Source organism: Mesorhizobium sp. 01N446 (assembly GCF_056399285.1).
Map to the genome: position 1 here is coordinate 105219 of NZ_JBFTRA010000009.1, position 21378 is coordinate 126596.

The 21378-nt window shown below is 63.1% G+C and carries 21 protein-coding genes and 1 riboswitch; of the genes, 15 read left to right on the forward strand and 6 right to left on the reverse strand.

All coding sequences use genetic code 11. From position 1 onward, the window contains the following. Positions 1-72 precede the first annotated feature (72 nt). Positions 73-279: riboswitch (cobalamin riboswitch) on the forward strand. A gap of 22 nt (positions 280-301) precedes the next feature. From AC1DPX_RS28110 to AC1DPX_RS28145, 8 genes are all read left to right on the forward strand, one after another. Beyond that, positions 302-769: a DUF1636 family protein gene (locus AC1DPX_RS28110; RefSeq protein ID WP_477240694.1), complete on the forward strand. Its 468-nt coding sequence runs from the start codon at positions 302-304 to the stop codon at positions 767-769. Continuing rightward, the gene (locus tag AC1DPX_RS28115; RefSeq protein WP_477240696.1) at positions 766-1554 is read left to right on the forward strand and encodes an ABC transporter ATP-binding protein; all 789 of its coding nucleotides are present in this window, start codon (positions 766-768) and stop codon (positions 1552-1554) included. The genes AC1DPX_RS28110 and AC1DPX_RS28115 overlap by 4 nt, the downstream gene beginning before the upstream one ends. Before the next feature lie 49 nt (positions 1555-1603). Next, positions 1604-2551 (forward strand): ABC transporter substrate-binding protein, encoded by a 948-nt coding sequence (locus AC1DPX_RS28120; protein ID WP_477240698.1) that lies wholly within the window; start codon positions 1604-1606, stop codon positions 2549-2551. Further along, positions 2551-3594, forward strand: coding sequence for a FecCD family ABC transporter permease (locus AC1DPX_RS28125; RefSeq protein ID WP_477240700.1), 1044 nt, complete (start codon positions 2551-2553; stop codon positions 3592-3594). The genes AC1DPX_RS28120 and AC1DPX_RS28125 overlap by 1 nt, the downstream gene beginning before the upstream one ends. 155 nt (positions 3595-3749) lie before the next feature. Further along, entirely contained in the window at positions 3750-4223 is a 474-nt protein-coding gene (locus tag AC1DPX_RS28130; protein ID WP_202354903.1) for a MarR family winged helix-turn-helix transcriptional regulator, read from the forward strand. Continuing rightward, positions 4220-5398 carry an HlyD family secretion protein gene (locus tag AC1DPX_RS28135; protein ID WP_477240702.1) on the forward strand — a complete coding sequence of 393 codons (1179 nt, stop codon included), beginning with the start codon at positions 4220-4222 and terminating at the stop codon, positions 5396-5398. Before AC1DPX_RS28130 ends, AC1DPX_RS28135 begins: the two co-directional genes overlap by 4 nt. A gap of 311 nt (positions 5399-5709) precedes the next feature. Beyond that, on the forward strand, positions 5710-7245 hold the full coding sequence (locus AC1DPX_RS28140; protein WP_202354901.1) for a DHA2 family efflux MFS transporter permease subunit: 1536 nt from the start codon (positions 5710-5712) through the stop codon (positions 7243-7245). Positions 7246-7366: 121 nt separating this feature from the next. Further along, entirely contained in the window at positions 7367-8350 is a 984-nt protein-coding gene (locus tag AC1DPX_RS28145; protein ID WP_477240704.1) for an isopenicillin N synthase family dioxygenase, read from the forward strand. Positions 8351-8386: 36 nt separating this feature from the next. Here AC1DPX_RS28145 and AC1DPX_RS28150 read toward each other — a convergent pair whose 3' ends face one another. After that, positions 8387-8893: a CAP domain-containing protein gene (locus AC1DPX_RS28150; protein ID WP_477240706.1), complete on the reverse strand. Its 507-nt coding sequence runs from the start codon at positions 8891-8893 to the stop codon at positions 8387-8389. A gap of 157 nt (positions 8894-9050) precedes the next feature. Between AC1DPX_RS28150 and AC1DPX_RS28155 the strand changes: the two genes are divergently transcribed. The 3 genes from AC1DPX_RS28155 to AC1DPX_RS28165 all read left to right on the forward strand — a co-directional run bounded on the left by AC1DPX_RS28155 (position 9051) and on the right by AC1DPX_RS28165 (position 11076). After that, a complete protein-coding gene (locus AC1DPX_RS28155; RefSeq protein ID WP_202354898.1) occupies positions 9051-9608 on the forward strand; it encodes a GNAT family N-acetyltransferase in 558 nt (185 codons plus the stop codon). A 72-nt stretch (positions 9609-9680) separates the two neighbouring features. After that, the gene (locus tag AC1DPX_RS28160; protein WP_477240708.1) at positions 9681-10079 is read left to right on the forward strand and encodes a VOC family protein; all 399 of its coding nucleotides are present in this window, start codon (positions 9681-9683) and stop codon (positions 10077-10079) included. Between the two features lie 172 nt (positions 10080-10251). Continuing rightward, entirely contained in the window at positions 10252-11076 is an 825-nt protein-coding gene (locus AC1DPX_RS28165; protein WP_202354896.1) for a DUF2189 domain-containing protein, read from the forward strand. A gap of 120 nt (positions 11077-11196) precedes the next feature. On the opposite strand, the gene AC1DPX_RS28170 is transcribed toward AC1DPX_RS28165, so the two are convergent. Continuing rightward, the gene (locus tag AC1DPX_RS28170; protein ID WP_477240710.1) at positions 11197-11436 is read right to left on the reverse strand and encodes a hypothetical protein; all 240 of its coding nucleotides are present in this window, start codon (positions 11434-11436) and stop codon (positions 11197-11199) included. On the opposite strand from AC1DPX_RS28170, the gene AC1DPX_RS28175 reads away from it, so the two are divergent. Beyond that, on the forward strand, positions 11435-12043 hold the full coding sequence (locus AC1DPX_RS28175) for a dienelactone hydrolase family protein (protein ID WP_477240712.1): 609 nt from the start codon (positions 11435-11437) through the stop codon (positions 12041-12043). The two genes, AC1DPX_RS28170 and AC1DPX_RS28175, sit on opposite strands and share 2 nt — an antisense overlap. 23 nt (positions 12044-12066) lie before the next feature. Here AC1DPX_RS28175 and AC1DPX_RS28180 read toward each other — a convergent pair whose 3' ends face one another. From AC1DPX_RS28180 to AC1DPX_RS28190, 3 genes are all read right to left on the reverse strand, one after another. Continuing rightward, a complete protein-coding gene (locus tag AC1DPX_RS28180; protein WP_202354894.1) occupies positions 12067-12699 on the reverse strand; it encodes a LysE family translocator in 633 nt (210 codons plus the stop codon). 145 nt (positions 12700-12844) lie between these two features. Further along, complete coding sequence (locus tag AC1DPX_RS28185; protein WP_202354893.1) at positions 12845-14830, reverse strand: TadE/TadG family type IV pilus assembly protein; 1986 nt, start codon at positions 14828-14830, stop codon at positions 12845-12847. 199 nt (positions 14831-15029) lie between these two features. After that, entirely contained in the window at positions 15030-16982 is a 1953-nt protein-coding gene (locus tag AC1DPX_RS28190) for a TadE/TadG family type IV pilus assembly protein (RefSeq protein ID WP_477240714.1), read from the reverse strand. 296 nt (positions 16983-17278) lie between these two features. On the opposite strand from AC1DPX_RS28190, the gene AC1DPX_RS28195 reads away from it, so the two are divergent. Next, positions 17279-18139 carry a TIGR01459 family HAD-type hydrolase gene (locus tag AC1DPX_RS28195; RefSeq protein WP_202354891.1) on the forward strand — a complete coding sequence of 287 codons (861 nt, stop codon included), beginning with the start codon at positions 17279-17281 and terminating at the stop codon, positions 18137-18139. A gap of 6 nt (positions 18140-18145) precedes the next feature. Continuing rightward, positions 18146-19126 carry a bifunctional riboflavin kinase/FAD synthetase gene (locus AC1DPX_RS28200; protein ID WP_477240716.1) on the forward strand — a complete coding sequence of 327 codons (981 nt, stop codon included), beginning with the start codon at positions 18146-18148 and terminating at the stop codon, positions 19124-19126. 1 nt (position 19127) lies between these two features. Here the strand turns inward: AC1DPX_RS28200 and AC1DPX_RS28205 are convergent, their stop codons facing one another. Beyond that, positions 19128-19682 carry an HdeD family acid-resistance protein gene (locus AC1DPX_RS28205; RefSeq protein ID WP_202354889.1) on the reverse strand — a complete coding sequence of 185 codons (555 nt, stop codon included), beginning with the start codon at positions 19680-19682 and terminating at the stop codon, positions 19128-19130. A 143-nt stretch (positions 19683-19825) separates the two neighbouring features. Here AC1DPX_RS28205 and AC1DPX_RS28210 point away from each other — a divergent pair, with 143 nt between their 5' ends. After that, positions 19826-21376, forward strand: coding sequence for an acid phosphatase (locus tag AC1DPX_RS28210; RefSeq protein WP_477240718.1), 1551 nt, complete (start codon positions 19826-19828; stop codon positions 21374-21376). Positions 21377-21378 lie beyond the last annotated feature (2 nt).

A 21378-nucleotide genomic window follows, 5' to 3' on the forward strand; every position in this document is an offset into this window, starting at 1 on the left:
TAACAAATCAGATGATTTTGCCGGCGCATTCGAGATCGGACCAAAAACCGTTGCGGCGCGATCGGCGGGAATCTACGATGGCGTGGTGATGGTCCCCGAGTCGAAAGGCGAGGGGTGAAAAGGGAACACGGTGAGACCCGCAAAAGGTTGATGCCGTGGCTGCCCCCGCAACTGTAAGCGGTGAGCAAGATCCGACATGCCACTGGCCGGCAAGGCTGGGAAGGCAGGATTGCGCTGAGACCCGCGAGCCAGGAGACCTGCCATCACTGAGTTGACCGGACGGGGTGTGCCGGGAGGAGACGTGGACGTCGGTCTTGTCGGCCGGCTCGCCAACATCCTTCCGTCGCCAGTTTTGGAAAGTGACGGAACGTTGGACGGCGCCATCGATCATCGCATCATCGTGTGCACGCTTTGCCGCGACATCCCGACCGGGATCAGGTCGGGCGAAGGCCTGTGTGCCGATTTGCGGTCCCGGCTCACAGCCCACCATGAGCCCGCCGTGGCGCATAGCTTCACGGTCGAAGGCGTCGAATGCATGGCGGGCTGCGCGCGGCCGCTCACGGTGGCCTTCCAGGCTCCAGGCAAGGCTTCCTATCTCTTCGGCTCCATCGACGCCGAGGCCGATGCCGGCGATCTCGTGCGATTTGCCAGGCTTTATGCCTCGCTCGCCGACGGCTGGTGCAATTCCGGACAACGCCCGCCGCGACTGGCCGGCAAGACGCTGGCCCGCATCCCCGGACCGGGCAAGTGCGCGGGTGGCAGCCGATGACAATGCCGCTTCTGGAAGCCCGCGATTTGAGCGCGACGGCGAATGGCTGGGATCTGGTCCAGGCGGTCAGCCTGTCGGTAGCATCAGGTGATCGCCTCGCCATCATCGGCCCCAACGGCGCCGGCAAGACGACGCTGCTGCGCATGCTGTCCGGCATGCTCAGGCCAAGTTCCGGCGAGGTGAAGCTTGGCGGGCGCCGGATGGACAGGATCTCGACCGCCGAGCGCGCGCTGCACATCGCCGTCGTCGGCCAGACCGACCAGCCGGACCCGCGGCTGGCGGTGATCGACTATGTCGAACTCGGCCGCGTCCCGCATGCGGGCCGCAGACGCAGGAGCGAGGAGCGCGACATCGTCGTCGACGCGCTGCGCCGGACCGGCCTGTTGCCGCTGCTTGGCCGCACGATCGGCTCGCTGTCGGGCGGCGAACGCCAGCGCGCCCAGCTGGCGCGCGCCATCGCGCAGCAACCGAAAGTGTTGTTCCTCGACGAGCCGACCAACCATCTCGACCCGCGCGCCCGTGCCGAGCTGCTCGAACTCGTGGCCGGCTTCGGCATGACGGTGATCGCGGTGCTGCACGATCTGGCTCTGGTGACGCCCTTCGCTACCCGGGTCGCGGTGATGCACGAAGCGCGGCTGCATGCGCTGGCAGCACCCCGCGAGGCGCTGACCCAGAAACTGATCCACGAGATTTTCGGCGTCGACGTGTTTCGCCTGCGCCATCCAACCGAGGACCGCGAACTGACGGTCTTCGATGTTCCGAACCGCGCCGCGCCGCCTTCTTGATCGAAACCCATCCCTTCTTCCGACACAGTTCAACCTAGGAGCAAAATCCGTGAAACGTCTTGCACTGTCGCTCGTCTTCTCGCTGCTGGCCTCGACGGCCTTCGCCTTCCCGGTCACCGTCGACAGCTGCGGCAAGCCGCTGACCTTCGACGCGCCGCCCAAGCGAGCCGTCATCCATGATCTCAACATGGCCGAGATGGCCTTCGCGCTGAAGCTGCAGCCGTCGATCGTCGGCCTGACCGGCATCACCGGATGGTACAAGGTCGGTCCCGAATTCAAGGCCGAGCAAGGCGCCATCCCGGAACTCGCGCCCAAATACCCGACGATCGAGAATCTCGTCGCCGTCGAGCCCGATTTCTTCTTTGCCGGCTGGTACTATGGCATGAAGCCCGGCGGTGACGTGACGCCCGACACGCTCGCCCCGCACGGCATCAGGACGCTGGTGCTGAGCGAAAGCTGTGTCCATCTCGACAAGAACCGCCCGGCCGCCTCCATGGACCTGCTCTATGGCGACGTTGAAAAGCTCGGCAAGATTTTTGGCAAGGAGGCGGACGCGGAGAGGCTCGTCTCCGGCTGGAAGGCGCAATTGGCCGATATCACCGCCAAGGTCGGCAATGCCAAGGGGACGCGCGTGTTCCTCTATGATTCCGGCGAGGACAAGCCGTTCACCGCCGGAAAATTCGCCATTCCGAGCGCCATGATCACGGCGGCCGGCGGCGACAACATCATGGCCGACATGGATACCAGCTGGGGCAACACCGACTGGGAAACCGTGGCGTCGCGCAACCCGCAATTCCTCATCCTGCTCGATTACCAGGATGGCGGCGGCTACAAGAAACTGCTCGATTTCCTGAAGGCCCATCCGGCGATGAAAGAGACCGACGCGGTCAAGAACGAGCGCTTCGTGGCGCTGCGCTACGCCGAACTGACGCCCGGGCCCGCCAACATCGAGGCGATCGGCAAGATCGCCAAGGCGATGCATCCGGAAGCGTTCTGATGCTTCTTGCCCCCGGGCCCGGTGCGCTTTCAGGGCACAAGGCATTCGCGCTGGCCATGGTGGCGGGCACGGTGGCGGTCGTCGCCCTCGTGCTGCTGTCGATCGCTTATGGTTCGACGCTGATCCCGCTGAGCGACGTCATCGCCTCGCTTGGCCATGCCGTCGGCTTGAACGAACACCAGGTGTCTGGCCCGGTCGGCAAGATCGTCGTCGACCTCAGGCTGCCGCGTACGATCCTGGCGGTGTGTGTCGGCGGCGGCCTCGGCATAACAGGCGCATTGCTGCAGACCGTGACCCGCAACGATCTCGCCGATCCCTTCCTGTTCGGCCTGTCGTCGGGGGCTGCCGCCGGCGCTGTTTCCGTCATCACCGTCTTCGGCGACAGCTTTGGGATCTGGACCTTGCCAGTAGCCGCCTTCACCGGCGGCATATTGGCCGCCTGCATCGTCCTGCTGCTTGTGGCGCGGGTCAGGGGGCAGGGGCCGGAACGGCTGATCCTCGCCGGCCTTGCAGTCTCCTTCCTGTTCACCGCCTTGACCAACTATCTGGTCTTTGCCGGAGACCAGCGCGCCGCCCATTCGGTGCTGTTCTGGACGATGGGCGGGCTCGGTCTGGCGCGCTGGGACAATGTCTGGCTGGGCGCCTTGGGCGCCGGCACGATCGCGGCCTACGGGCTCTGGAACCACCGCCGGCTGGACGCCTTCCTGGCCGGTGAAAGTGCCGCCGAAAGCCTCGGCGTGCCGGTGGCGCGCATGCGCAGGACGACGTTTCTCGTCGCTGCCTTCTCGACGGCGATCCTCGTCTCGGTCGCCGGCGTCATCGGCTTTGTCGGGCTGATGATACCGCATCTGTCGCGGCCGCTGGCCGGTCCCTTGCATCTGCGCCTGATCGCCAGCTGCGCGCTGTTCGGCGCGGTGCTGTTGCTGGCAAGCGACCTTCTGGCGCGAACCCTGCTGCCGCCGCAGGAACTGCCGATCGGCATCATCACCAGTTCGCTCGGCGCCTTCTTCGTCGTCACGCTGGTCGTGCGAAACCGCCTGTGAAACGGCGCGCTCCACCTGTCCGGCTGTCCTTCGGAGGCAAGGGCATTCACCAATCGCTAACCAAGATGGCGTTGCACGACCGTCTTGCACATTTGCCGGCTCTCATCGCGACGTGGCATCTTGAATAGTAAGCACGCTTATTATATGTATCGCTCATGGTTTCTGATGGCATAGACAGACTGGGATTTCTGATCCACGACGTGCAGCGGCTGATGCGCAAGCGTTTCGAAACGCGCGCCAGCGGGCTCGGCCTGTCGTCGGCGCAATGGCGCCTTATGGTGCGCGTCGCCAAGGAAGAGGGCGTTACCCAGGCCCGGCTCGCGGAATTGCTCGAAATCGAGCCGATCAGTGTCTCGCGTCTCGTCGACCGGATGGAGGAGGGCGGCTGGATCGAGCGCCGCGCCGACGCCGCCGACCGTCGCGTGCGCATGATCTTCCCGACCGCCAAGGCGAGCGCCGCCTATGCCGAGGTCAAGAGTCTGGCCGGTGAAGTCTATGAAGAATCGCTTGTCGGCGTTTCGCCGGAGGATCGGCGCGTGCTGATCAGGGCGCTCGATGCGATGGCGCAGAATCTCGCCGACGGCGATATCTCGGAAAAAGTCGAGCCTACGAAAGGCGCAGCAGCATGAACGCGGTAGCCAAAGTCGACGAAAATGCCGCCAAGGTGGAGATGGAAGCGCCGGCCCAGCCGGCTGCCGCTCCTGTCGCGGTCGCTCCTCCCGTGGAGCCGGTCCTGGCGCCGAAGAAGAAGCGCCGCACGGGCCGCTTCTTCCTGATGCTTGTCGTGCCGACGGCGCTGGTCATCGGTGGCGGCTACGTCTGGGTGACCGGCGGACGCTACCAGGAGACGGAGAACGCCAACCTGCAGCAGGCCAAGGTGTCGATCGCCTCGGACACGGCCGGCCGCATCGTCCAGGTCGCCATATCGGACCATCAAATGGTCAAGCAGGGCGACCTTCTGTTCACCATCGATCCCGAGCCTTACCGGATCGCGCTTGCCCAGGCCGACGCAGCGGTTGCCGCCGCGCGCCTCAATGTCGAGCAGCTGCGCGCCGCCTACAGCCAGTCGATGGCTCAGGAGAAGTCCGCCGGCAGCGAGGTCGACTACGCGCAGTCGCAATATGACCGCGCCGCCGATCTCGCGCAGAAGGGCATCAACGCCAAATCGTCGCTGGATGAGGCTCGCAACGACCTCGACAAGGCAAAGCAGCAGGTCGCCGTCGCCCAGCAGGGCATCATCAGCGCCAAGGCCGCGCTCGGCGGCAACCCCGACATCGAAACCGACAAGCATCCGACGGTGATGGCGGCACTCGCCGCGCGCGACAAGGCCGCCTACGACCTGGCGCGGACCACGGTGAAGGCCCCCGCCGATGGCGTCGTCTCCCAGGCCTCGTCCTTCAAGGTCGGCCAGTTCGTCGGTTCCGGCACGCCGCTGTTTTCGCTGGTCGAGACCAACGACACCTGGATCGATGCCAATTTCAAGGAAACCCAGCTCACCAACATGAAGCCGGGCCAGAAGGCCGAGATCGTCGTCGATACCTATCCGGGCAAGACCTTCGAGGCGACGGTCAAGGCGATCGGTGCGGGAACGGGTGCTGAATTCTCGCTGCTGCCCGCCCAGAACGCCACCGGCAACTGGGTCAAGGTCACGCAACGCATTCCGGTGCGCCTGGAACTGACCGATCCCGACGCCAGGATGGCGCTGCGGACCGGCATGAGCGCCTCGGTCACCGTCGATACCGGCGTTGCCCGCGGCTTTCCCGCAATATTCGGCCACGCCACGGCTGGCGAGGTCGCGCAGTAAGGTCGGCGGAAGCCCGCCGCGGTGAGACGGGTGGAAGCGGACAGCCAAGATTGGTCTGAGGGGAGAAGTGAGAAGGATCAGCGTTTGGCTCAAGCCGTGTCGCGGCCTGGCTGAAATCTGAAATCTTCGACACGGACCCTTCGGTCCTCATGTTTCCGGGCGGCAGGCATCCGCTCATCAGAGACTTTCGGTCGATGTAACCCCCACATCGATAGTCGCGTCCCACCGCGATGAAGGTCTCTCAACGGAAGGCGTTGCCGCCCGGAAACCCCTGTGTACACGTTTTTGTTACCGGCTGGAAGTTCCGCATCATGAGCACGCCAGAGCCATTTCGAGAAGTGCCGCATCGCGGCCTGATCACGGTCGCGCTCATGCTGGCGACGGTCATGCAGGCGCTCGACACCACCATCGCCAACGTCGCGCTGCCGACCATGACAGGCGATCTCGGCGCCTCTCCCGACAACATCAACTGGGTGCTCACCTCCTACATCGTCGCCGCCGCCATCATGACGCCGGTCACCGGCTGGCTCGCCGACCGCTTCGGCCGCAAGGAATTGTTCCTCACGACCGTGGTCGGCTTCACCGTCTTCTCCATGCTGTGCGGCCTGGCATGGAGCCTTGAAACCATTGTGCTGTTCCGGCTGATGCAAGGCGTGTTCGGCGCCGCCATCGTGCCGCTGTCGCAGACCTTCCTGCTCGACATCAACCCCAAGGAGCGTCACGGCCAGGCCATGGCCATCTGGGGCGCCGGCATCATGCTTGGACCGATCCTGGGCCCGACGCTGGGTGGCTGGCTGACCGACAATTTCAACTGGCGCTGGGTGTTCTTCATCAACCTGCCGGTCGGCATCGTCGCCTTCCTTGGCATGGCGGCCTATCTGCCGGCCGTTGCCCGGCGGGTGCGCAGTTTCGATTTCTTCGGCTTTGCCATGATATCGCTCGGGGTCGGCGCACTGCAGCTGATGCTGGATCGCGGCGGCGAGGTCGACTGGTTTTCCTCGGTCGAGATATGGATCGAACTCGGCCTGGCCATCACCGGTTTCTGGGTGTTCATCATTCACACAGTGACGGCGGAACATCCCTTTATCGACCCCAAGATATTCCTCGACCGCAACTTCGTGACCGGCCTGGCGTTCATCTTCATCATGGGGGTGCTGATCCTGGCCTCGATGTCGCTGCTGCCGCCGATGCTGTCGACCATTTTCGGCTATCCGACCGTCACCATCGGTATCGTCATAGGTCCACGCGGTATCGGCACGATGATTTCGATGCTCGTCGTCGGGCGGCTCATGAACAAGATCGACGCCAGAATTCTCGTCGTCATCGGCTTTCTGCTGACCGCGCAGTCGCTTTACACAATGGCGAGCTTCACGCCGCAGATGGACAACTGGCTGATCCTCAGCTCCGGTGTGATCCAGGGCCTGGGCATGGGAATGGTGTTCGTGCCGCTGTCGACGGTCGCCTTCGCCACGCTTGACGCGCGCTTCCGCACCGACGCAACCTCGTTGTTCAGCCTGGTGCGCAATCTTGGCTCGTCGATCGGCGTCTCGGTCGTGACGGTGCTTCTGGTGCGCAACACGCAGATCAACCACGCCGAGCTTTCGGCCTTCATCAATCCGTTCAATCCCAATCTCTGGGCGGTCTCGCCAGCGGCCGCGGGCGGCGATCCGATGGCGCTGTCGGTGGTCGATCGCATGGTCAATCTCCAGGCAATGATGATCTCTTACGTCAACGACTTCAAAATCCTGATGATGATGACGCTGGCCGCCATCCCGTTCGTCTTCCTGCTGCGCAAGCCAAAGGCTCGTCCGGCCGCCGGAGGCGCACCTGCCGCGCATATGGACTAGGCAGACGGCCGGCGGTACGCCTGCCGTCAATATGGACTAGGGCTGCCGCGTCCGTTGGTCCTAGCCCATCGCGCAAGCGGCTTGCATCGTTCCGCAATCGACAAGGCTGGACGCACGCACCATGCAAAATCAGACGTTTCCGGTATTCGACCTCAAGCGTTTCGAAAACGCCGGCGGACGGGAGAAGAAGGCGCTTGGCGCCGAGGTCGACCGCATCTGCCGCGCCACCGGGTTTCTGGCTGTGACCAATCACGGTATTCCGCAGGCGGTGATCGAGACGGCGTGGTCGAAGGCGCGGGCCTTCTTCGATCTGCCGCCGGATGAGAAGCAGCGCTCGAAGGCGCCCTACAAGGGCTATCCCTACGGTTATCTCGGCCCCGAACTCGAGGCGCTGGCCAAATCCCGCAACGTCGACACGCCGCCAGACCTCAAGGAGAGCTTCAACGGCGGACCACTTAGGGTGCCGCAAGGCATGTCCGATCCAGAAGCGCTGGCCTTCTGCTATGCCGAAACCATCTGGCCTGAAGAGCCGGACGGATTCGTCGACGCCTGGAAAGCCTATTATGCCGCGCTCGAGGATCTGGCGCTGCGCATCATGCGTGTCTTCGCCACCGCGCTCGGCCTGCCTGAAAATCACTTCGACAGCTATCTCGACGCGCCGATCAGTGCGCTCAGGGCGCTTAACTATCCCGAACAGCACGTCGCGCCGAAGCCAGGCCAGATACGTGCCGGCGCGCACACCGACTATGGCAGCTTGACCATCCTTTTGCCGCAGGCCGGGTCACGCGGCCTGGAGATCATCACGCCGGATGGAGGATGGACCGAGGTGCCGCCGATCCCGGGAGCCTTCGTCATCAATATCGGCGACCTGATGGCACGCTGGACCAACGACCGCTGGGTCTCCACCGTGCATCGCGTTGTCAATCCACCCGCGGAACAGGGCGGCAAGGACCGGCGGCAGTCCATGGCCTTCTTCCATCAGCCGAACTGGGACGCCGAGATCGACGTGCTGGACGCCTGCCTTGCCGCTGGCGAGGCGCCGAAATACGCACCGGTGCGCTCCGGCCCCTATCTGATGGGAAAATTCAAGGCGACGACGAAGTAATGCATGCCGCCCATGCATGAAACGGGAAAATGAAGCTTATCTGCCGAGCACCAGCGACCAGTAGCGCAGGTTGGGGTCGCGCCCGTCACGGACATAGGCGAGCCCGAAGCGGCTGAAATCCGGATCCAGTATGTTGCGCCGGTGGCCCTGCGAATGCATCCAGATGTCGAACAGTTTCTGCTGGTCGAAGCGGCCTTCGGCGATGTTCTCGGCCGCGGCGCCGCGCACGCCATTGTCCTTCATGCGCGAGGCGAAGTCCTTGCCCCAGCCTGTCGTGTGGCTCATGCGCTCCCGCGAGGCCATGTAGCCGGCCTGCTGGAGCGCCGCTTGCTCGAGCTGGGTGTCCGGCGTCAGCGGGCCGAGCCCGGCAGTGGCGCGAAAGCCCGCGAGGGTAGCTGTGGCGGAAGAAGACACGCCTGCGCCTTCGCCCGTCGGCACAGAGACGGTGCTGCAGGCGGAAAGCATGGCCATGGCTGCAAGGCCGATCAGCAAGGCGCGCCTGGTCTGGCGCGGTTCGACAGGGGCGTGGATGATATTGGTCATTCCTGCCTGAATAGTCGCGATCATGGCTTTTGACGGGCAAGCGGAGAAAATTGCTTGAAAAACGGGTGTCTTGGCCTTCGCCGATCGCATCGCGTAGTCTTGAAGCACCCCTTCCGGTCATCGCGGCCCGGACGGTTCCTTGCGATGCGAGACTCCGATGCCAGAGAACGACCGTGCCTTTCCGACACTCTCCACGCCGCGCCTGCTGCTGCGTGCTCCGACCCCGGAGGATACCGCCGCGTTCGGCGGCATCCTGTCGATCCCTGAAGTCATCCGGTTTTCGAACTGGCCCGATGCGCCGGGCAAGTCGGTTGCCGAGCGGACGATGCGTTGGATGCGAAAGGCCTACCCCACCGGGAAAGGGTGCGCCTGGATGATCGAGGATCGCGAATCCAGGACGTTGGCCGGCGCGATCCGCTTCAATTGGTTCGTCAAGAAATCGAAATGCGGCGAGATCGGCTACGAACTGCATCCGGATTTCTGGGGCAAGGGCCTGATGAGCGAAGCGGCTGCTGCCGTGGCCGTTTGTGGCCACCAGTTTTTCGGCCTGAACCGCATCGAGGCCTGGACCCTGCCAGGCAATCCCGGATCCGACCGTGTGCTGGAGAAGGCGGGTTTCCGCTACGAGGGCACGCTGCGGCAGAAGGCCTGGTTCAAGGGCGGCTACCATGATTTCCGGATGTTTGGCCGGCTGGCTAGCGATCACGTTCTGTGAACTGAGCGGAGCATTGGCTGCCGCACAAACGAAAGCGGTCAATGCCAGCGAGGGACAAGGATTTTCCAAGACATGCTGCACCACATCTCCTTCGGCGTCGCCAACATCGAGCGCGCGGCGGCCTTCTACGATGCCGTGCTGGCGCCGCTCGGCTATGTCAGGGTCTGGGATGATCTCAGGCCCGGCGAGCCCGACCAGGCGGTGGGCTACGGGATTGCCGGTGGCGGCGACAAGCTGGCGCTTAAACTTCGCCCGAAAGGCCAGCGGCCGCCTGGTCCGGGTTTTCATCTGGCCTTTGCCGCCCCGGATCGCCAGAGCGTTGCGCAATTTCATGCAGCCGCCCTTGCGCATGGCGGCAGTGACAACGGCGCCCCGGGCCCGCGGCCTGACTATGGTCCGCATTACTATGCCGCCTTCGTCATCGATCCGGACGGCCACCACATCGAGGCGGTCTTCAACGCGCCGGGGTAGATTCCGCGCGGCCGGCTTTTGCCGGCAGGGCGATGACAATCCCGTGAGGACCCGAGCAGGATCATCGATTCGGCGACAACCCCTGGCAAATCGGCTATGCTGCCACATCTACTAGTGGCAGCTGCGGGCGGCCATCACGGCGGTGACCGCCCCGACACACGGGAGGATGGTTATGGCCGGCTTTCATGTCATGGCGGACGCCTATGGGATGCATGTGCAGCCCGCGGTGCGCCGTATCACCACGGCGGACCTTTGGGACGCGCTCAAGCTCGGCGCCGAGGATTTCTGGGCAAAACCCTCCCACTACGTGTTCCTGTGTTTAATCTATCCGGTCGTCGGCCTGATCCTTACCCAGTGGAGTTCGGGTTCCAACGCCATTCAGCTCGTCTATCCGCTGATGTCGGGCTTTGCCCTGGTTGGGCCTTTTGCCGCGATCGGGCTCTACGAAATCAGCCGCCGGCGCGAGCTCGGCATGAACACGAATTGGCGCCATGCACTGGACGTGCGCCGATCCCCGGCATTGCCGTCGATCGCGGTCATCGGTGTCATGCTGTTTGCGCTGTTCCTGTTATGGCTGTTCACCGCGCAATCGATCTATACCAGCCTGTTCGGCGACCAGCCGCCGGCCTCGATCGGCGCCTTTGTCCGCGACCTGCTGACGACCGGCAAGGGCTGGACCTTGATCCTGCTTGGCAATGCGGCCGGCTTTGTCTTTGCCGTGGTGGTTCTGGCCACAACGGTGATCGCCTTCCCGCTGCTGCTTGACCGTGATGTCGGTGCCGTCTCGGCGATCGAAACCTCGGCCCGGGCGGTGATGGCGAACCCGCTGCAGATGGCGCTGTGGGGCCTGCTGGTTGCCGTGCTTCTGGTGATCGGTTCGATCCCGTTGTTTGCCGGGCTGGCCGTGGTTATGCCGATCCTGGGCCATGCCACCTGGCACCTCTACCGCAAGGTGGTCGAGCCGGCACAGATCCGGCCGGTCCGCCGGCCTATGTAGGGAGACATAGTTCCCCCAAATGCGGAGCAAGTCTGTAACGCCCGGCAAAGCCCTGGAGGTGTTGGCCGCCGCCGGCGGCCAAATGGTAGGAGTCTGCCGATGGCACGCAAGGCGCTGGAACTATTGAAAAGAATTGTTTGGCTGGCCTGCCTTGGTATCGCAGGCCACCTCAATGTCGCGCGCGCAGATGGCAGCCAGCAGGTGCAATTTGAAAGTGCGGCGGTGCTGCCAACGCCATTTCAGGCCCGCATCGCGCAACAAAGCGGGCAAGTGCTCAAAGCTCGACCGGGCACGCCATTGATCGGATATCTGACACGGCCGCCGGGTGAGGGGCCTTTCCCGGCCGTCGTCGTTCTCCATGGATGTACGGGCCTGTTCCCAAGCGTCCGGAAAAGCTGGTCCGAGCGGCTGTCTTCCTGGGGTTACGTTGCCCTGTTTGTCGACAGCTTCAGCGCGAGGCATTCGCGAGACGTGCGATCATCGCGGCCTGCTGGCTGATCGTGTCTATGACGCCTATGGCGCTCTGGAGTTTCTGTCGAAGTTAAGTTTTGTCGATCCGCGGCGCATAGCTTTGTCGGGCTCCTCCGCCGGCGGAACAACAACGCTCGAGGCCGTGCAGGCCGGCGGCGCCGAGCAGCTTATGGAGCGCAAGTTCAAGGCTGCGATTGCCTACTATCCGAATTGTTCGGCTGCCAACGGCGACATGGCGGTTCCGACCTTGATCCTGATCGGCGAACTAGACGATTGGACCCCCGCCCAGAAATGCCAGGCGATGGTGGCTGAGCACGGCGGCAAGGGCAGCGCCGTGCAGCTTGAGGTCTTCAAAGGCGCTCGTCACGCATTTGCCTCTCCGGGATTGAAGGCCGGCAGGGAGGAATATGGCCATCGGGTGGAGTACAACGCGGCTGCGGCCGATCAGTCTGTAAGCGACGTTCGTGCCTTTTTGAAAAAAGCCTTCAGCGGCTGAAAACGAAGCCTGGCGCCTGGCTATCAGCGTTGCGCGTCTGTCGCCATTTTCAGCGCCAGCGCCGTAAGCACGCCTCCCATCATCCAGCGCTGGATGACCAGCCACAATGGCCGTCCGGCAAGGAAGGTGGCGATCGATCCGGCCGTCACCGCTATGATGGCATTGACGGTCAGGCTGATCGAAATCTGCGTCGCGCCCAGAACCAGCAGCTGCGACAGGACGTGGCCTTTGCCGATGCTGATGAATTGCGGCAGCAGCGACAGATAGAGAACGGCCACCTTGGGGTTGAGCAGATTGGTCATCAGGCCCATGGCGAACAGCTTGCGCGGCCTGTCTTTCGGCAGGTCGCGCACCTGGAACGGCGAACGTCCGCCCGGCTTCACCGCTTGCCAGGCCAGCCACAAGAGATAGAGCACGCCGGCAAAGCGCAGCACCTCATAGGCATAGGGGACGGCGAGCAGCAGCGCGGTGATGCCGAACGCCGCCGACAGCACATAGAACAGGAAGCCGACCGCGACCCCGCCAAGCGAGATCAGTCCGGCCTTCGGCCCTTGCGACAGGGAACGCGAGATCAGGTAGATCATGTTCGGGCCGGGCGTCAGCACCATGCCGAGGCAGACCAGCGCGAAGGCGATATGGTTGGCTGTATCGGGCATTGTTCGTCCCCGGGCATGCCCGCGATGCGATCCCGCGAGTGGTCGATGTCTGCCCGTCACGGCAGGCGCCCGCAAGGGCTTGCCGGGACCAGGCGTTGCGCCAGGGCGGGGTCATGTCGCCGAAAGTGACCCCGATGGGATGTGCCTAGCCGACCACCCGCAGGTTCGACAGTTCGTTGCCGATTTCCTTGAAATCGTTCGACAGGCTGGCGCCCGTCGCGTTCCAGAACAGCTTCGCCGGTTTGCTCGGATCGGTCGGGTCCTTGCGGAAGCGCGAGTCCGACGAGCAGGATTTCAGCGCGTCGATCGCCAGCTTGTCGCTGGCCTTGGTCGTAGACAGATCGAGCGCCACCGTCATCACCATGATGTTGGCCGCCTTGGCGTTGTTGCAAAGCGTTGCCATCTGCTCGTTGAGCGCATTGGTGTAATTGCCGTTCGAATAGTCGAACTGACCGATGGCGCTCGATGTGCCCATGAACATGCGCCCGACCGAGGTGCCGTTGTAACCCGGGTTGAGATAGCCGTAGGACGCGTAGGTCGATTTCGAGTTGGCGGGGTCCGAATAGCCCAGCGAAGACGGCGTATAGTAGGTGTTGGCGCCGTCGGTCAGCACGATCACGACCTTGTCGTTGCCCTTTTCCGTTTCCGGGCGCCCTTGCGTGAACGGTTCGCCGCTTGATACCACCCGCCAGCCCCACGCCAGGCCTTCTGGAACATTGGTGCCGCCATTCGGCTGCATCAGGTCTATCGCCGCCTTGATCGAGGTGGCTCCATCGGCCACGCTGACATCGGTCAGCGGCGTGATCGGGTTGGTGGTGCAGCTGTAGTTCGGGCCGTTGCCGGCGGGCAGGGCCGGCGCATCGATCGGCCGCGGCTGGAAATACTTGGCCATGTTGCGCAGCCGCGATTGACCGGTGCTGCTCGTAGGATCGTCGTTCCACCAGCTGTTCACCGCGCCGTAGGTCACAGGCGCGGCTTCGTCGGGGTCCTGCGTGAGCTTCCAGTGATTGCCGGGTTCGTCCGGGGCGAACATCGGCACGAACATCGTTGCCGGATCACCGACGCCTATGCCGGTGTTGGCCGAGCCACCGGACGGCGAAGCGTCGTTGACGTTGTAGGGATAGGGTCGGGCCTCCACGCAGCCTTGCCAGCTGGCGAACGGACCGTAGGAATCGATGTAGTCATATTCGTCGTGGCTGCGTCTGCAGGTGTTGTTCGAATTGTACTCGTCGCAAACCACCCGCTTGCTGTTGACGACACGCTCGTGGTTGGTGACCACCTTCATGTCCCGGTAGAGTGAAAACCGGGTCAGCGTCTGGCCTTCCTCGCTGCCCCAGCCGGTGCCGCGTTTGTACCAGATGCCGTTGGTCTGCTGGGCGTATTTGTTGGCCGCATTCAGCGTCGACCAGTCGAAATTCTCGTTCGACACCGGCGACAGGCCCTCCGTGTCCATCCACGATGCGTTGCCATTGGCGGGGCCGACATTGACCGAAGCGGCAAAGGGCACGAGGCCGAACTGCACCGGCTTGTCGACCTGCTTGATCATGACCGCCTGCTGGGCCAGCGTGTCGACAAGCTGCTTGGACGCGGTCTTGAGAAGATCGATGCGCTTTTGGCCCGAGCCCGTGCCGAGCGTGGTCATCGATCCGGAATTGTCGAGCACCAGGGCGACTTCCAGCGTGTTCTTCAGCCTGACCTGGGAGGTGACGCTGAAGGTGATATTCTGGTTCGCATCGATTGTCGATTTGCCGACGATCTGGGCGAAGCCAGGATAGAAATAGGGCTTGTAGGCAAGCTGCGCCGTCATTGTCATCAGGCCGCCGCCGCTGGTGCTGCTGGGCAAGGTGACGTTGAGCGTCGCGCTGGCCGGATCGATATCGTTCAAATTGGCATTGAAGAAGTCGAGCGCATAAGCCTTCAACTGGTCGTCGGTCGCGCCTTCCGTCAGCCGGCGCGCCGTGGCGAAATTGGCGGCGTCGAGCGCATTCGTCACCATTTGCTTTTCGCGGTTCATTTCCGTGAAGTCGACCGCGATCGCCAGGCCGCCCATCAGCGGCACCATCGCCACGACAGTCATAAGTGCATAGTTGCCGCGCCTGTCGCGGCGGAACTGACGCCAAAGTTCAAGCATGTCTTGCAGCGGCCCCCGCCGGCGGATTCTCGATTGACGCCAGCTTTTCACAAAACGCTGAAGGACGGGTTTGGGAAACCGCTCTATTGCTTGGCTGGCGCTTCACCAACCGCTAACCAATGCAAGCCTGCGGCCCGACCCGGTCCAACAGCGAAACGCCCTGTCGGGGCAGGGCGTTCTCGCGAGCGGAACCTGTCGATCAGCTGACGATGCGCAGGTTGGACAGTTCGTTGCCGATCGCCTTGAAATCGTCGGACAGTGTCGCCCCGGTCGAATTCCAGAACAGTTTCATCGGCTTACTCGGATCGGCCGGATCCTTGCTGAAGCGGGAATCCGACGAGCAGGCCTTCAGCGCATCCATCTGTGTTTTCTCCGCCGCCTTATTGGCATCGAGGTCGAGCGCAATGGTCATGACCATGATGTTGGCGGCCTTGGCATTGTTGCACAACGTCGTGAAGTACTCGTTCATCGCCTTGGTGTAGTTGGCGTTTGAATAGTCGGTCTTGCTGACGCTGCCGCTGGTGCCAAGGAACATCCGACCATAGCTGTAGGCGTTGCTGAACGGCACGATGTAGCCCAGCGCCGAATAGATGGCTTTGCTGCCCGCCAGATCGTTTCCACCATAGTTCCAGTTGGTTCCAGAGTAGGTCTGGGCCGTCACCGACGTTGGTGTGTAATAGGTGTTCGCACCATCGGTCAGGACGATCAGAACCTTGTCGTTGCCTCTTTCTGTCTCGGGTCTGCCCTCGGTGAACGGGGCAGCGCTGGAAAGGCTCCTCCAGCCCCATGCCATGCCTTCAGGCACATTGGTGGCGCCATCCGCAGCCATGGCGTCGATCGCAGACTTGACCGCGCCCGCACCGGCCGTCGTGGAAACATCGGTCAGCGGCGTGATAGGCGTGGTGCTGCAACTCGTATTGGGGCCGGCATCCATGCCGTAGGCTGGAGTAACCGTGGTGCCCGGGTCGGTAAAATATTTCGGCATATAGCTCTGGCGTGCCGCGCTGTTGCCCGACGACCCGTCCGCAATCCAATTGTTGTTGGCGGGGCGAGCCGGGATGTTGCTGTCGGTGAGATCGGTTTCATCGGGCGCGAACATGGGCACGAACAGCGTCGCCGGCGTCCCGGTCGCCGCCGCGGTGTCGTCGATATTGTAAGGATAAGGCCGCGACTCGACACAGCCGCCCCAGGAAGCGACGTTTCCATAGGTATAGTTGTAGCCGCTTTGCCAGGTCTTGCAGGAGCCGTTGGAATAGGTCGAGGTGCATTTGAACTGCGCCACGTAGGTGGCCGAGGCCGTGCGCTTCATCTGGTTGTAGATGGAGAAGCGGGTCAGCGGCTGGTCCTTCTGGGTTGCGTCCCAACCGGTGCCCTTGGCGTACCAGACGCCGGCGATATTCTGGGCGTACTTGGTGGACGAATAGGTCGAACTCATGCTCGCCCAGTCGAAATTCTCATGATGGATCGGCGAAATCCCGGTGGTGTCCATCCAGGATGCCGAGGCGTTGCCGGGGCCAACATTGACCGACGCGGCGAAGGGAACCAGGCTGAACTGGACCGGCTTGGTGACCTGCTTCATCATCTGGGCCTGGCCAGCCAACTGGTCGACCAGCTGTTTGGCGGCATCCTTGAGGAGGTCGAACCGTACCTTGTTGGATCCTTTGCCGAGTTCCGTCATCGAGCCGGAATTGTCGAGCACCAGCGACACTTCCAGCGTATTCTTCAGGCGGACTTCCGAGCACGCGCCGAAGCTGATGTCGCTGTTGGCGGTGCTGCCGCCCACCAGCATTTTTGCCGTCGGCAGGAAGTAGGGTTTGTAGGTCAAGGTACTGCAGAGCTTCAAGGTGCCGCCGCCCGCGTTGTTGTTGGGCAGCGTCACGGCCAGCGTGGTGTTGGCTGGATCGATATGCGCGAGATTGGCTTCGAAGAAATTCTTGGCATACGCCTTGGCGTCGGCGTCGCTGGCGCCGGCAACGATCTGCTGGGCAGTGGCGACGCCGGCGGCGTCCAGGGCGTTCAAGGCATTTTGTCGCTGGCGCGTCATTTCCGTATAGTCGACGCCGAGCGCCAGGCCGCCCATGATTGGTACCGTGGCGAGGACCGTCATGAGTGCATAATTGCCACGCCGATCGCTTCCGAATCTCCGGATCATTGCACCAAACTACCCCCGCCAAATCGATTATCGGTCGAGACACTGTCATAAATCGTTAAATTTCAGGTTGCCGTAATATGTCCAAGATCGAGCCGGGCTTTCAACGCGCGTTAACCAAACGCTGTACAGTCGCGGTTTTGGCCGCCGGCGGATGCTCCCGATCGGGCGCGCGGGTGGCCTTCGCGCCGATCTCCCGGTGAAAGCTGGTGACAGCATGGATCGGTTCGGATAATTCGAATCCGCTGCGGCGAACCGTCGGCCACGGCACTCGCAACGCTCATATTGAAGGAAACGGCATGGCGAATTCGCCTGACATCGTCGGCTCGCTCGAAGACGTCTGCAAAGCCTATTCGGCAATTCTTTGCGATGTCTGGGGCGTGGTGCACAATGGCGAATGGCATTTTCCGGCGGCCGCGGCGGCGCTGGCCAGGGCAAGGGCTGCCGGTATTCCCGTTGTTCTCATCACCAATTCGCCACGCCGCAGCGCCGATGTCGTGGCCCAGATGAGTGTGATCGGTGTTCCGCCGTCAGCCTACGACCGTGTCGTGACCTCGGGCGATGTGACCCGCGACCTGATCGCCGAAGGTCCACGCAAGATCTTCCACATCGGCGCCGACCGCGATCTCACCCTCTATGACGGTCTCGATGTCGAGCTCGTCGAGGAATTCGAGGCCGCCGGCGTCGTATGCACCGGACTGTTCGATGACGAGGTCGAGAAGCCTGAGGATTATACCGACCTTTTGCGCCGGTTGCGGGCCAGGAACCTGCCGTTCATCTGCGCCAATCCCGATATCATGGTGGAGCGGGGCGAGCGCATCATCTGGTGCGCCGGCGCCCTGGCGCGCGACTATGCCCAGCTCGGCGGCCGCACGTTGATCGCGGGAAAGCCCTACGCACCGATCTACGATCTCGCGATGAAGGAGGTGGCGGAGGTGCTTGGCCGGCCGGTCGAGCGTTCCCGGATATTGGCCATCGGCGATGGGATGATGACCGATGTGAAGGGCGCGGCCGACAATGGTTTCGACGTTCTCTATGTCTCCGGCGGCATCCATGCCCGCGACTACGGCGATGCATCCCGGCCGGATCCGGCCAAGCTCGGGCTCTTCCTGGAGCGGCACGGCTATCGTCCCGTGGCCGTCATGGTCAGACTGCAGTAGGTGGTGATGGTAGGCTTCCAGCATCTCACCGCGACGGCGCCACTGCCCGCCGACTTGCGTGGCGGCGTTGTCGCGATCGGCAATTTCGACGGCGTCCACCGTGGCCATCAGGCGGTGCTTGAACGGGCGCTGGCCGAGGCTGTGCGGCGTGACGTGCCGGCCCTGGTGCTGAGCTTCGAACCGCACCCGCGGAAGGTCTTCAGGCCCGACATGCCGTTGTTCGTGCTGACGCCGCCGCCGATGAAGGCGCGGCTCTTGTCCTTGCTGGGCTTTGCCGCGCTCGTCGAGCAACCGTTCACGCGCGACTTTGCCGCGCTGTCGGCGGAAGCCTTCGTCACCGGCGTGCTGGAGAGGACGCTCGGCATCACCCACGCGGTGACCGGGTTCGATTTCCATTTCGGCAAGGACCGCCAGGGCGGACCGGCCTATCTGATGGCGGCCGGCGAACGCCATGGCTTTGGCGTCACGCTCGTCGACGCTTTTCGCGACGAGGGCGCGGAGGTGGTTTCGTCAAGCCGGATCCGGGCCTTGCTCTGCGATGGCGAGGTGGCCGAGGCTGCCGGCCTGCTCGGCTATCGCTTCACGGTCGAGGCTGAAGTGATCGGCGGCCAGCAGCTCGGCCGCACGCTGGGCTTTCCTACTGCCAACATGAGGCTTTCACCGGAAGCGACTCTGAAGGAAGGGATTTATGCCGTCCGCTTCCGCCGCGCCGACGGCACGTTGCATGATGGTGTAGCCAGCTTTGGCCGGCGCCCGACCGTCGACGACAATGGCGCGCCGCTTCTGGAAACCTTCGTCTTCGATTTTTCCGGCGATCTCTACGGCGAGACCTGCGAGGTCTCGTTCTTCGGCTTCCTGCGCAGCGAGATCAAATTCGACGGCCTCGATGCATTGGTGGTGCAGATGAAGCGCGATGAAGCCGAGGCGAGTGCGCTGCTCGCCGGCGTCAAGCCGCTTTCGCAGCTCGACGCGGCCATTGCTTTCTGACTTACTTTTTCAGCGCCAGTCCGATCGCGATGAAGCTCCAGCCCTGGAAGATCAGGTCGATCGCCAGGAACAGTCCGAGCACCCACAGGCTGTTGACCGGCCAACCCATGGCGATGATCAGGCCGGCAAGCACGCTGATGAGGCCTGCCGCGACGATCCAGCCCCAGCCCTGTTCCGGACGGTGGCTGTAGCCGACCCAGGCCCGCAGCGCGCCGGAGGCGACGAGCGCAACGGCCAGCAGGAAGGTCAGCACCGCCGAGGCCAGCAGCGGATTGTCGAAGGCGAAGAAGCCAGCGATGGCGTAAAGCAGCCCGCTGAGCAGCCAGTAGAAGAAGCGGCTCCAGGTCTTTACCCCGAAAGCATGGAGGATCTCGATGATGCCGGCCATCAGCATCAGCCAGCCGACGACATAGACCGAGGCGACCGTGGCGATGAACAGATTGCCAAAGGCAATGCCGCCGAAGATCAGCAAAAGCACGCCGAGCCCCACAAACCATCCCCATTTGTCCCGCGTCCGGCCGATCGCGTCTTTCAGGGCATCGCCTTGCAAGGTCATGATCCGTCTCCCTTCACATCTGGCCGCGCATCCTGCGGTTGAAAGGAAGGTAATCCCAATGGCACTACCCGTCCAGCGCGGTGGCTATTGCAAAGGCGCCGCGAAGCTGGTGTCATCCGGCTTTGCATCAGGGAGGTATGACAATGAAGCGATCCCACGGACTCGCCCTGTTTTCCTCAACTCTCGCCCTGTTCGCTGCCACTGCGGCTTGCGCACTCGCAGCACAGCCCGGCGATCCGCCGGATGGCATCGCCAAGATAGAAACGGTGGTCGTCATCTTCGCCGAGAACCGCGCCTTCGACAATCTCTATGGCCATTTTCCCGGTGCCGAAGGCATCGACAAAGCCAGCCAGGAAAGCCTGCAGCAGCGCGACCGTGACGGCTCGGTGCTGTCCGAACTGCCGCCGGTGTGGGACGGGCTGACCGCCAAGGGCGTCACGCCGCCGGTGACGCAGGCGATGACCGAGCACCTTCCAAACGCGCCGTTCACCGTGAACGACCCGAAGGGTTTCAACGTGCCGCTCAGCGTCACGACGCACGATCTCTGGCATCGCTACTACCAGAACCAGATGCAGATCAACGGCGGCAAGAACGACATGTTCGTTGCCTGGGCCGATTCAGGCGCCATGCCGATGAGCAACTGGGACGCTTCCAAGACCGACATGTGGGCGGTCGCGCAGAAATACGTGCTGGCCGATCATTTCTTCATGGGTGGGTTCGGCGGCTCGTTTTTCAACCACCAATGGCTGATCTGCGCTTGCGCGCCTTACTACGCCGATGCCGACAAGAGCCCGGCCAAACCATCGATTTCGGTGACGGATGATAGCGGCACAGCGCTGAAGATCGCCGACAATTCGCCGAAATCGGCGCGCGACGGCATTCCGAAATTTGTCTCCGATGGCAATCTGACGCCGGACTTCCACGCGGTGAACACGATGCAGCCGCCTTACCAACCGAGCGGCAACGATCCGGCGCCTGGCGGCGATAGGCTCCTTGCGGATCCGTCCAAGCCCACCACGCTGCCGCCCCAGACGGAGCCGACCATCGGCGACATGCTTAGCCTCAAGCACGTCACCTGGGCATGGTATTCGGGCGCCTGGCAGTACACGCTCGACCATGGCAACAACGCGCCGGTTCCGAATTTCCAGTACCACCACCAACCGTTCAACTATTATGCCAATTACGCGCCCGGCACCGAAGCCAGGCGCGAACATCTGCGTGACGGTGGGCTGGGCGGCGTTAGCTTCATCCAGGCGATCGACGACGGCGCCCTGCCACAGGTTTCCTTCTACAAGCCGCAGGGCAATCTCAACGAGCATTCCGGCTATGCCGACATCCAAGCCGGAGATCGCCATATCGCCGACGTCGTCGCCCATCTGGAGAAAAGCCCGCAATGGCCGCATATGCTGGTGGTCGTCACCTATGACGAGAATGGCGGCATCTGGGATCACGTAGCTCCGCCCAAGGGCGACCGCTGGGGGCCAGGCTCACGCGTCCCCGCCATCATCGTTTCGCCCTTCGCCAAGCACGGCTATGTCGATCAGACGCCCTACGACACGACTTCGATCCTGCGCTTCATCACGGAGCGCTTCGAACTGCCGGTGCTGCACGGCATCGTGGTTCGCGACAGGGCCGTTGCGGTGCATGGTGAACCGCCGCTCGGCGATCTTACCGCCGGGCTCGACCTCAATTGAAG

Bases quoted from the DNA above. Each gene is read 5' to 3' on its own strand.
- AC1DPX_RS28115 (WP_477240696.1), top strand. From the start codon at position 766: ATGACAATGCCGCTTCTGGAAGCCCGCGATTTGAGCGCGACGGCGAAT.
- AC1DPX_RS28125 (WP_477240700.1), top strand. From the start codon at position 2,551: ATGCTTCTTGCCCCCGGGCCCGGTGCGCTTTCAGGGCACAAGGCATTC.
- AC1DPX_RS28130 (WP_202354903.1), top strand. From the start codon at position 3,750: ATGGTTTCTGATGGCATAGACAGACTGGGATTTCTGATCCACGACGTG.
- AC1DPX_RS28135 (WP_477240702.1), top strand. From the start codon at position 4,220: ATGAACGCGGTAGCCAAAGTCGACGAAAATGCCGCCAAGGTGGAGATG.
- AC1DPX_RS28140 (WP_202354901.1), top strand. From the start codon at position 5,710: ATGAGCACGCCAGAGCCATTTCGAGAAGTGCCGCATCGCGGCCTGATC.
- AC1DPX_RS28145 (WP_477240704.1), top strand. From the start codon at position 7,367: ATGCAAAATCAGACGTTTCCGGTATTCGACCTCAAGCGTTTCGAAAAC.
- AC1DPX_RS28150 (WP_477240706.1), bottom strand. From the start codon at position 8,893: ATGACCAATATCATCCACGCCCCTGTCGAACCGCGCCAGACCAGGCGC.
- AC1DPX_RS28155 (WP_202354898.1), top strand. From the start codon at position 9,051: ATGCCAGAGAACGACCGTGCCTTTCCGACACTCTCCACGCCGCGCCTG.
- AC1DPX_RS28160 (WP_477240708.1), top strand. From the start codon at position 9,681: ATGCTGCACCACATCTCCTTCGGCGTCGCCAACATCGAGCGCGCGGCG.
- AC1DPX_RS28165 (WP_202354896.1), top strand. From the start codon at position 10,252: ATGGCCGGCTTTCATGTCATGGCGGACGCCTATGGGATGCATGTGCAG.
- AC1DPX_RS28175 (WP_477240712.1), top strand. From the start codon at position 11,435: ATGGATGTACGGGCCTGTTCCCAAGCGTCCGGAAAAGCTGGTCCGAGC.
- AC1DPX_RS28170 (WP_477240710.1), bottom strand. From the start codon at position 11,436: ATGGAGAACGACGACGGCCGGGAAAGGCCCCTCACCCGGCGGCCGTGT.
- AC1DPX_RS28180 (WP_202354894.1), bottom strand. From the start codon at position 12,699: ATGCCCGATACAGCCAACCATATCGCCTTCGCGCTGGTCTGCCTCGGC.
- AC1DPX_RS28185 (WP_202354893.1), bottom strand. From the start codon at position 14,830: ATGCTTGAACTTTGGCGTCAGTTCCGCCGCGACAGGCGCGGCAACTAT.
- AC1DPX_RS28190 (WP_477240714.1), bottom strand. From the start codon at position 16,982: ATGATCCGGAGATTCGGAAGCGATCGGCGTGGCAATTATGCACTCATG.
- AC1DPX_RS28195 (WP_202354891.1), top strand. From the start codon at position 17,279: ATGGCGAATTCGCCTGACATCGTCGGCTCGCTCGAAGACGTCTGCAAA.
- AC1DPX_RS28200 (WP_477240716.1), top strand. From the start codon at position 18,146: ATGGTAGGCTTCCAGCATCTCACCGCGACGGCGCCACTGCCCGCCGAC.
- AC1DPX_RS28205 (WP_202354889.1), bottom strand. From the start codon at position 19,682: ATGACCTTGCAAGGCGATGCCCTGAAAGACGCGATCGGCCGGACGCGG.
- AC1DPX_RS28210 (WP_477240718.1), top strand. From the start codon at position 19,826: ATGAAGCGATCCCACGGACTCGCCCTGTTTTCCTCAACTCTCGCCCTG.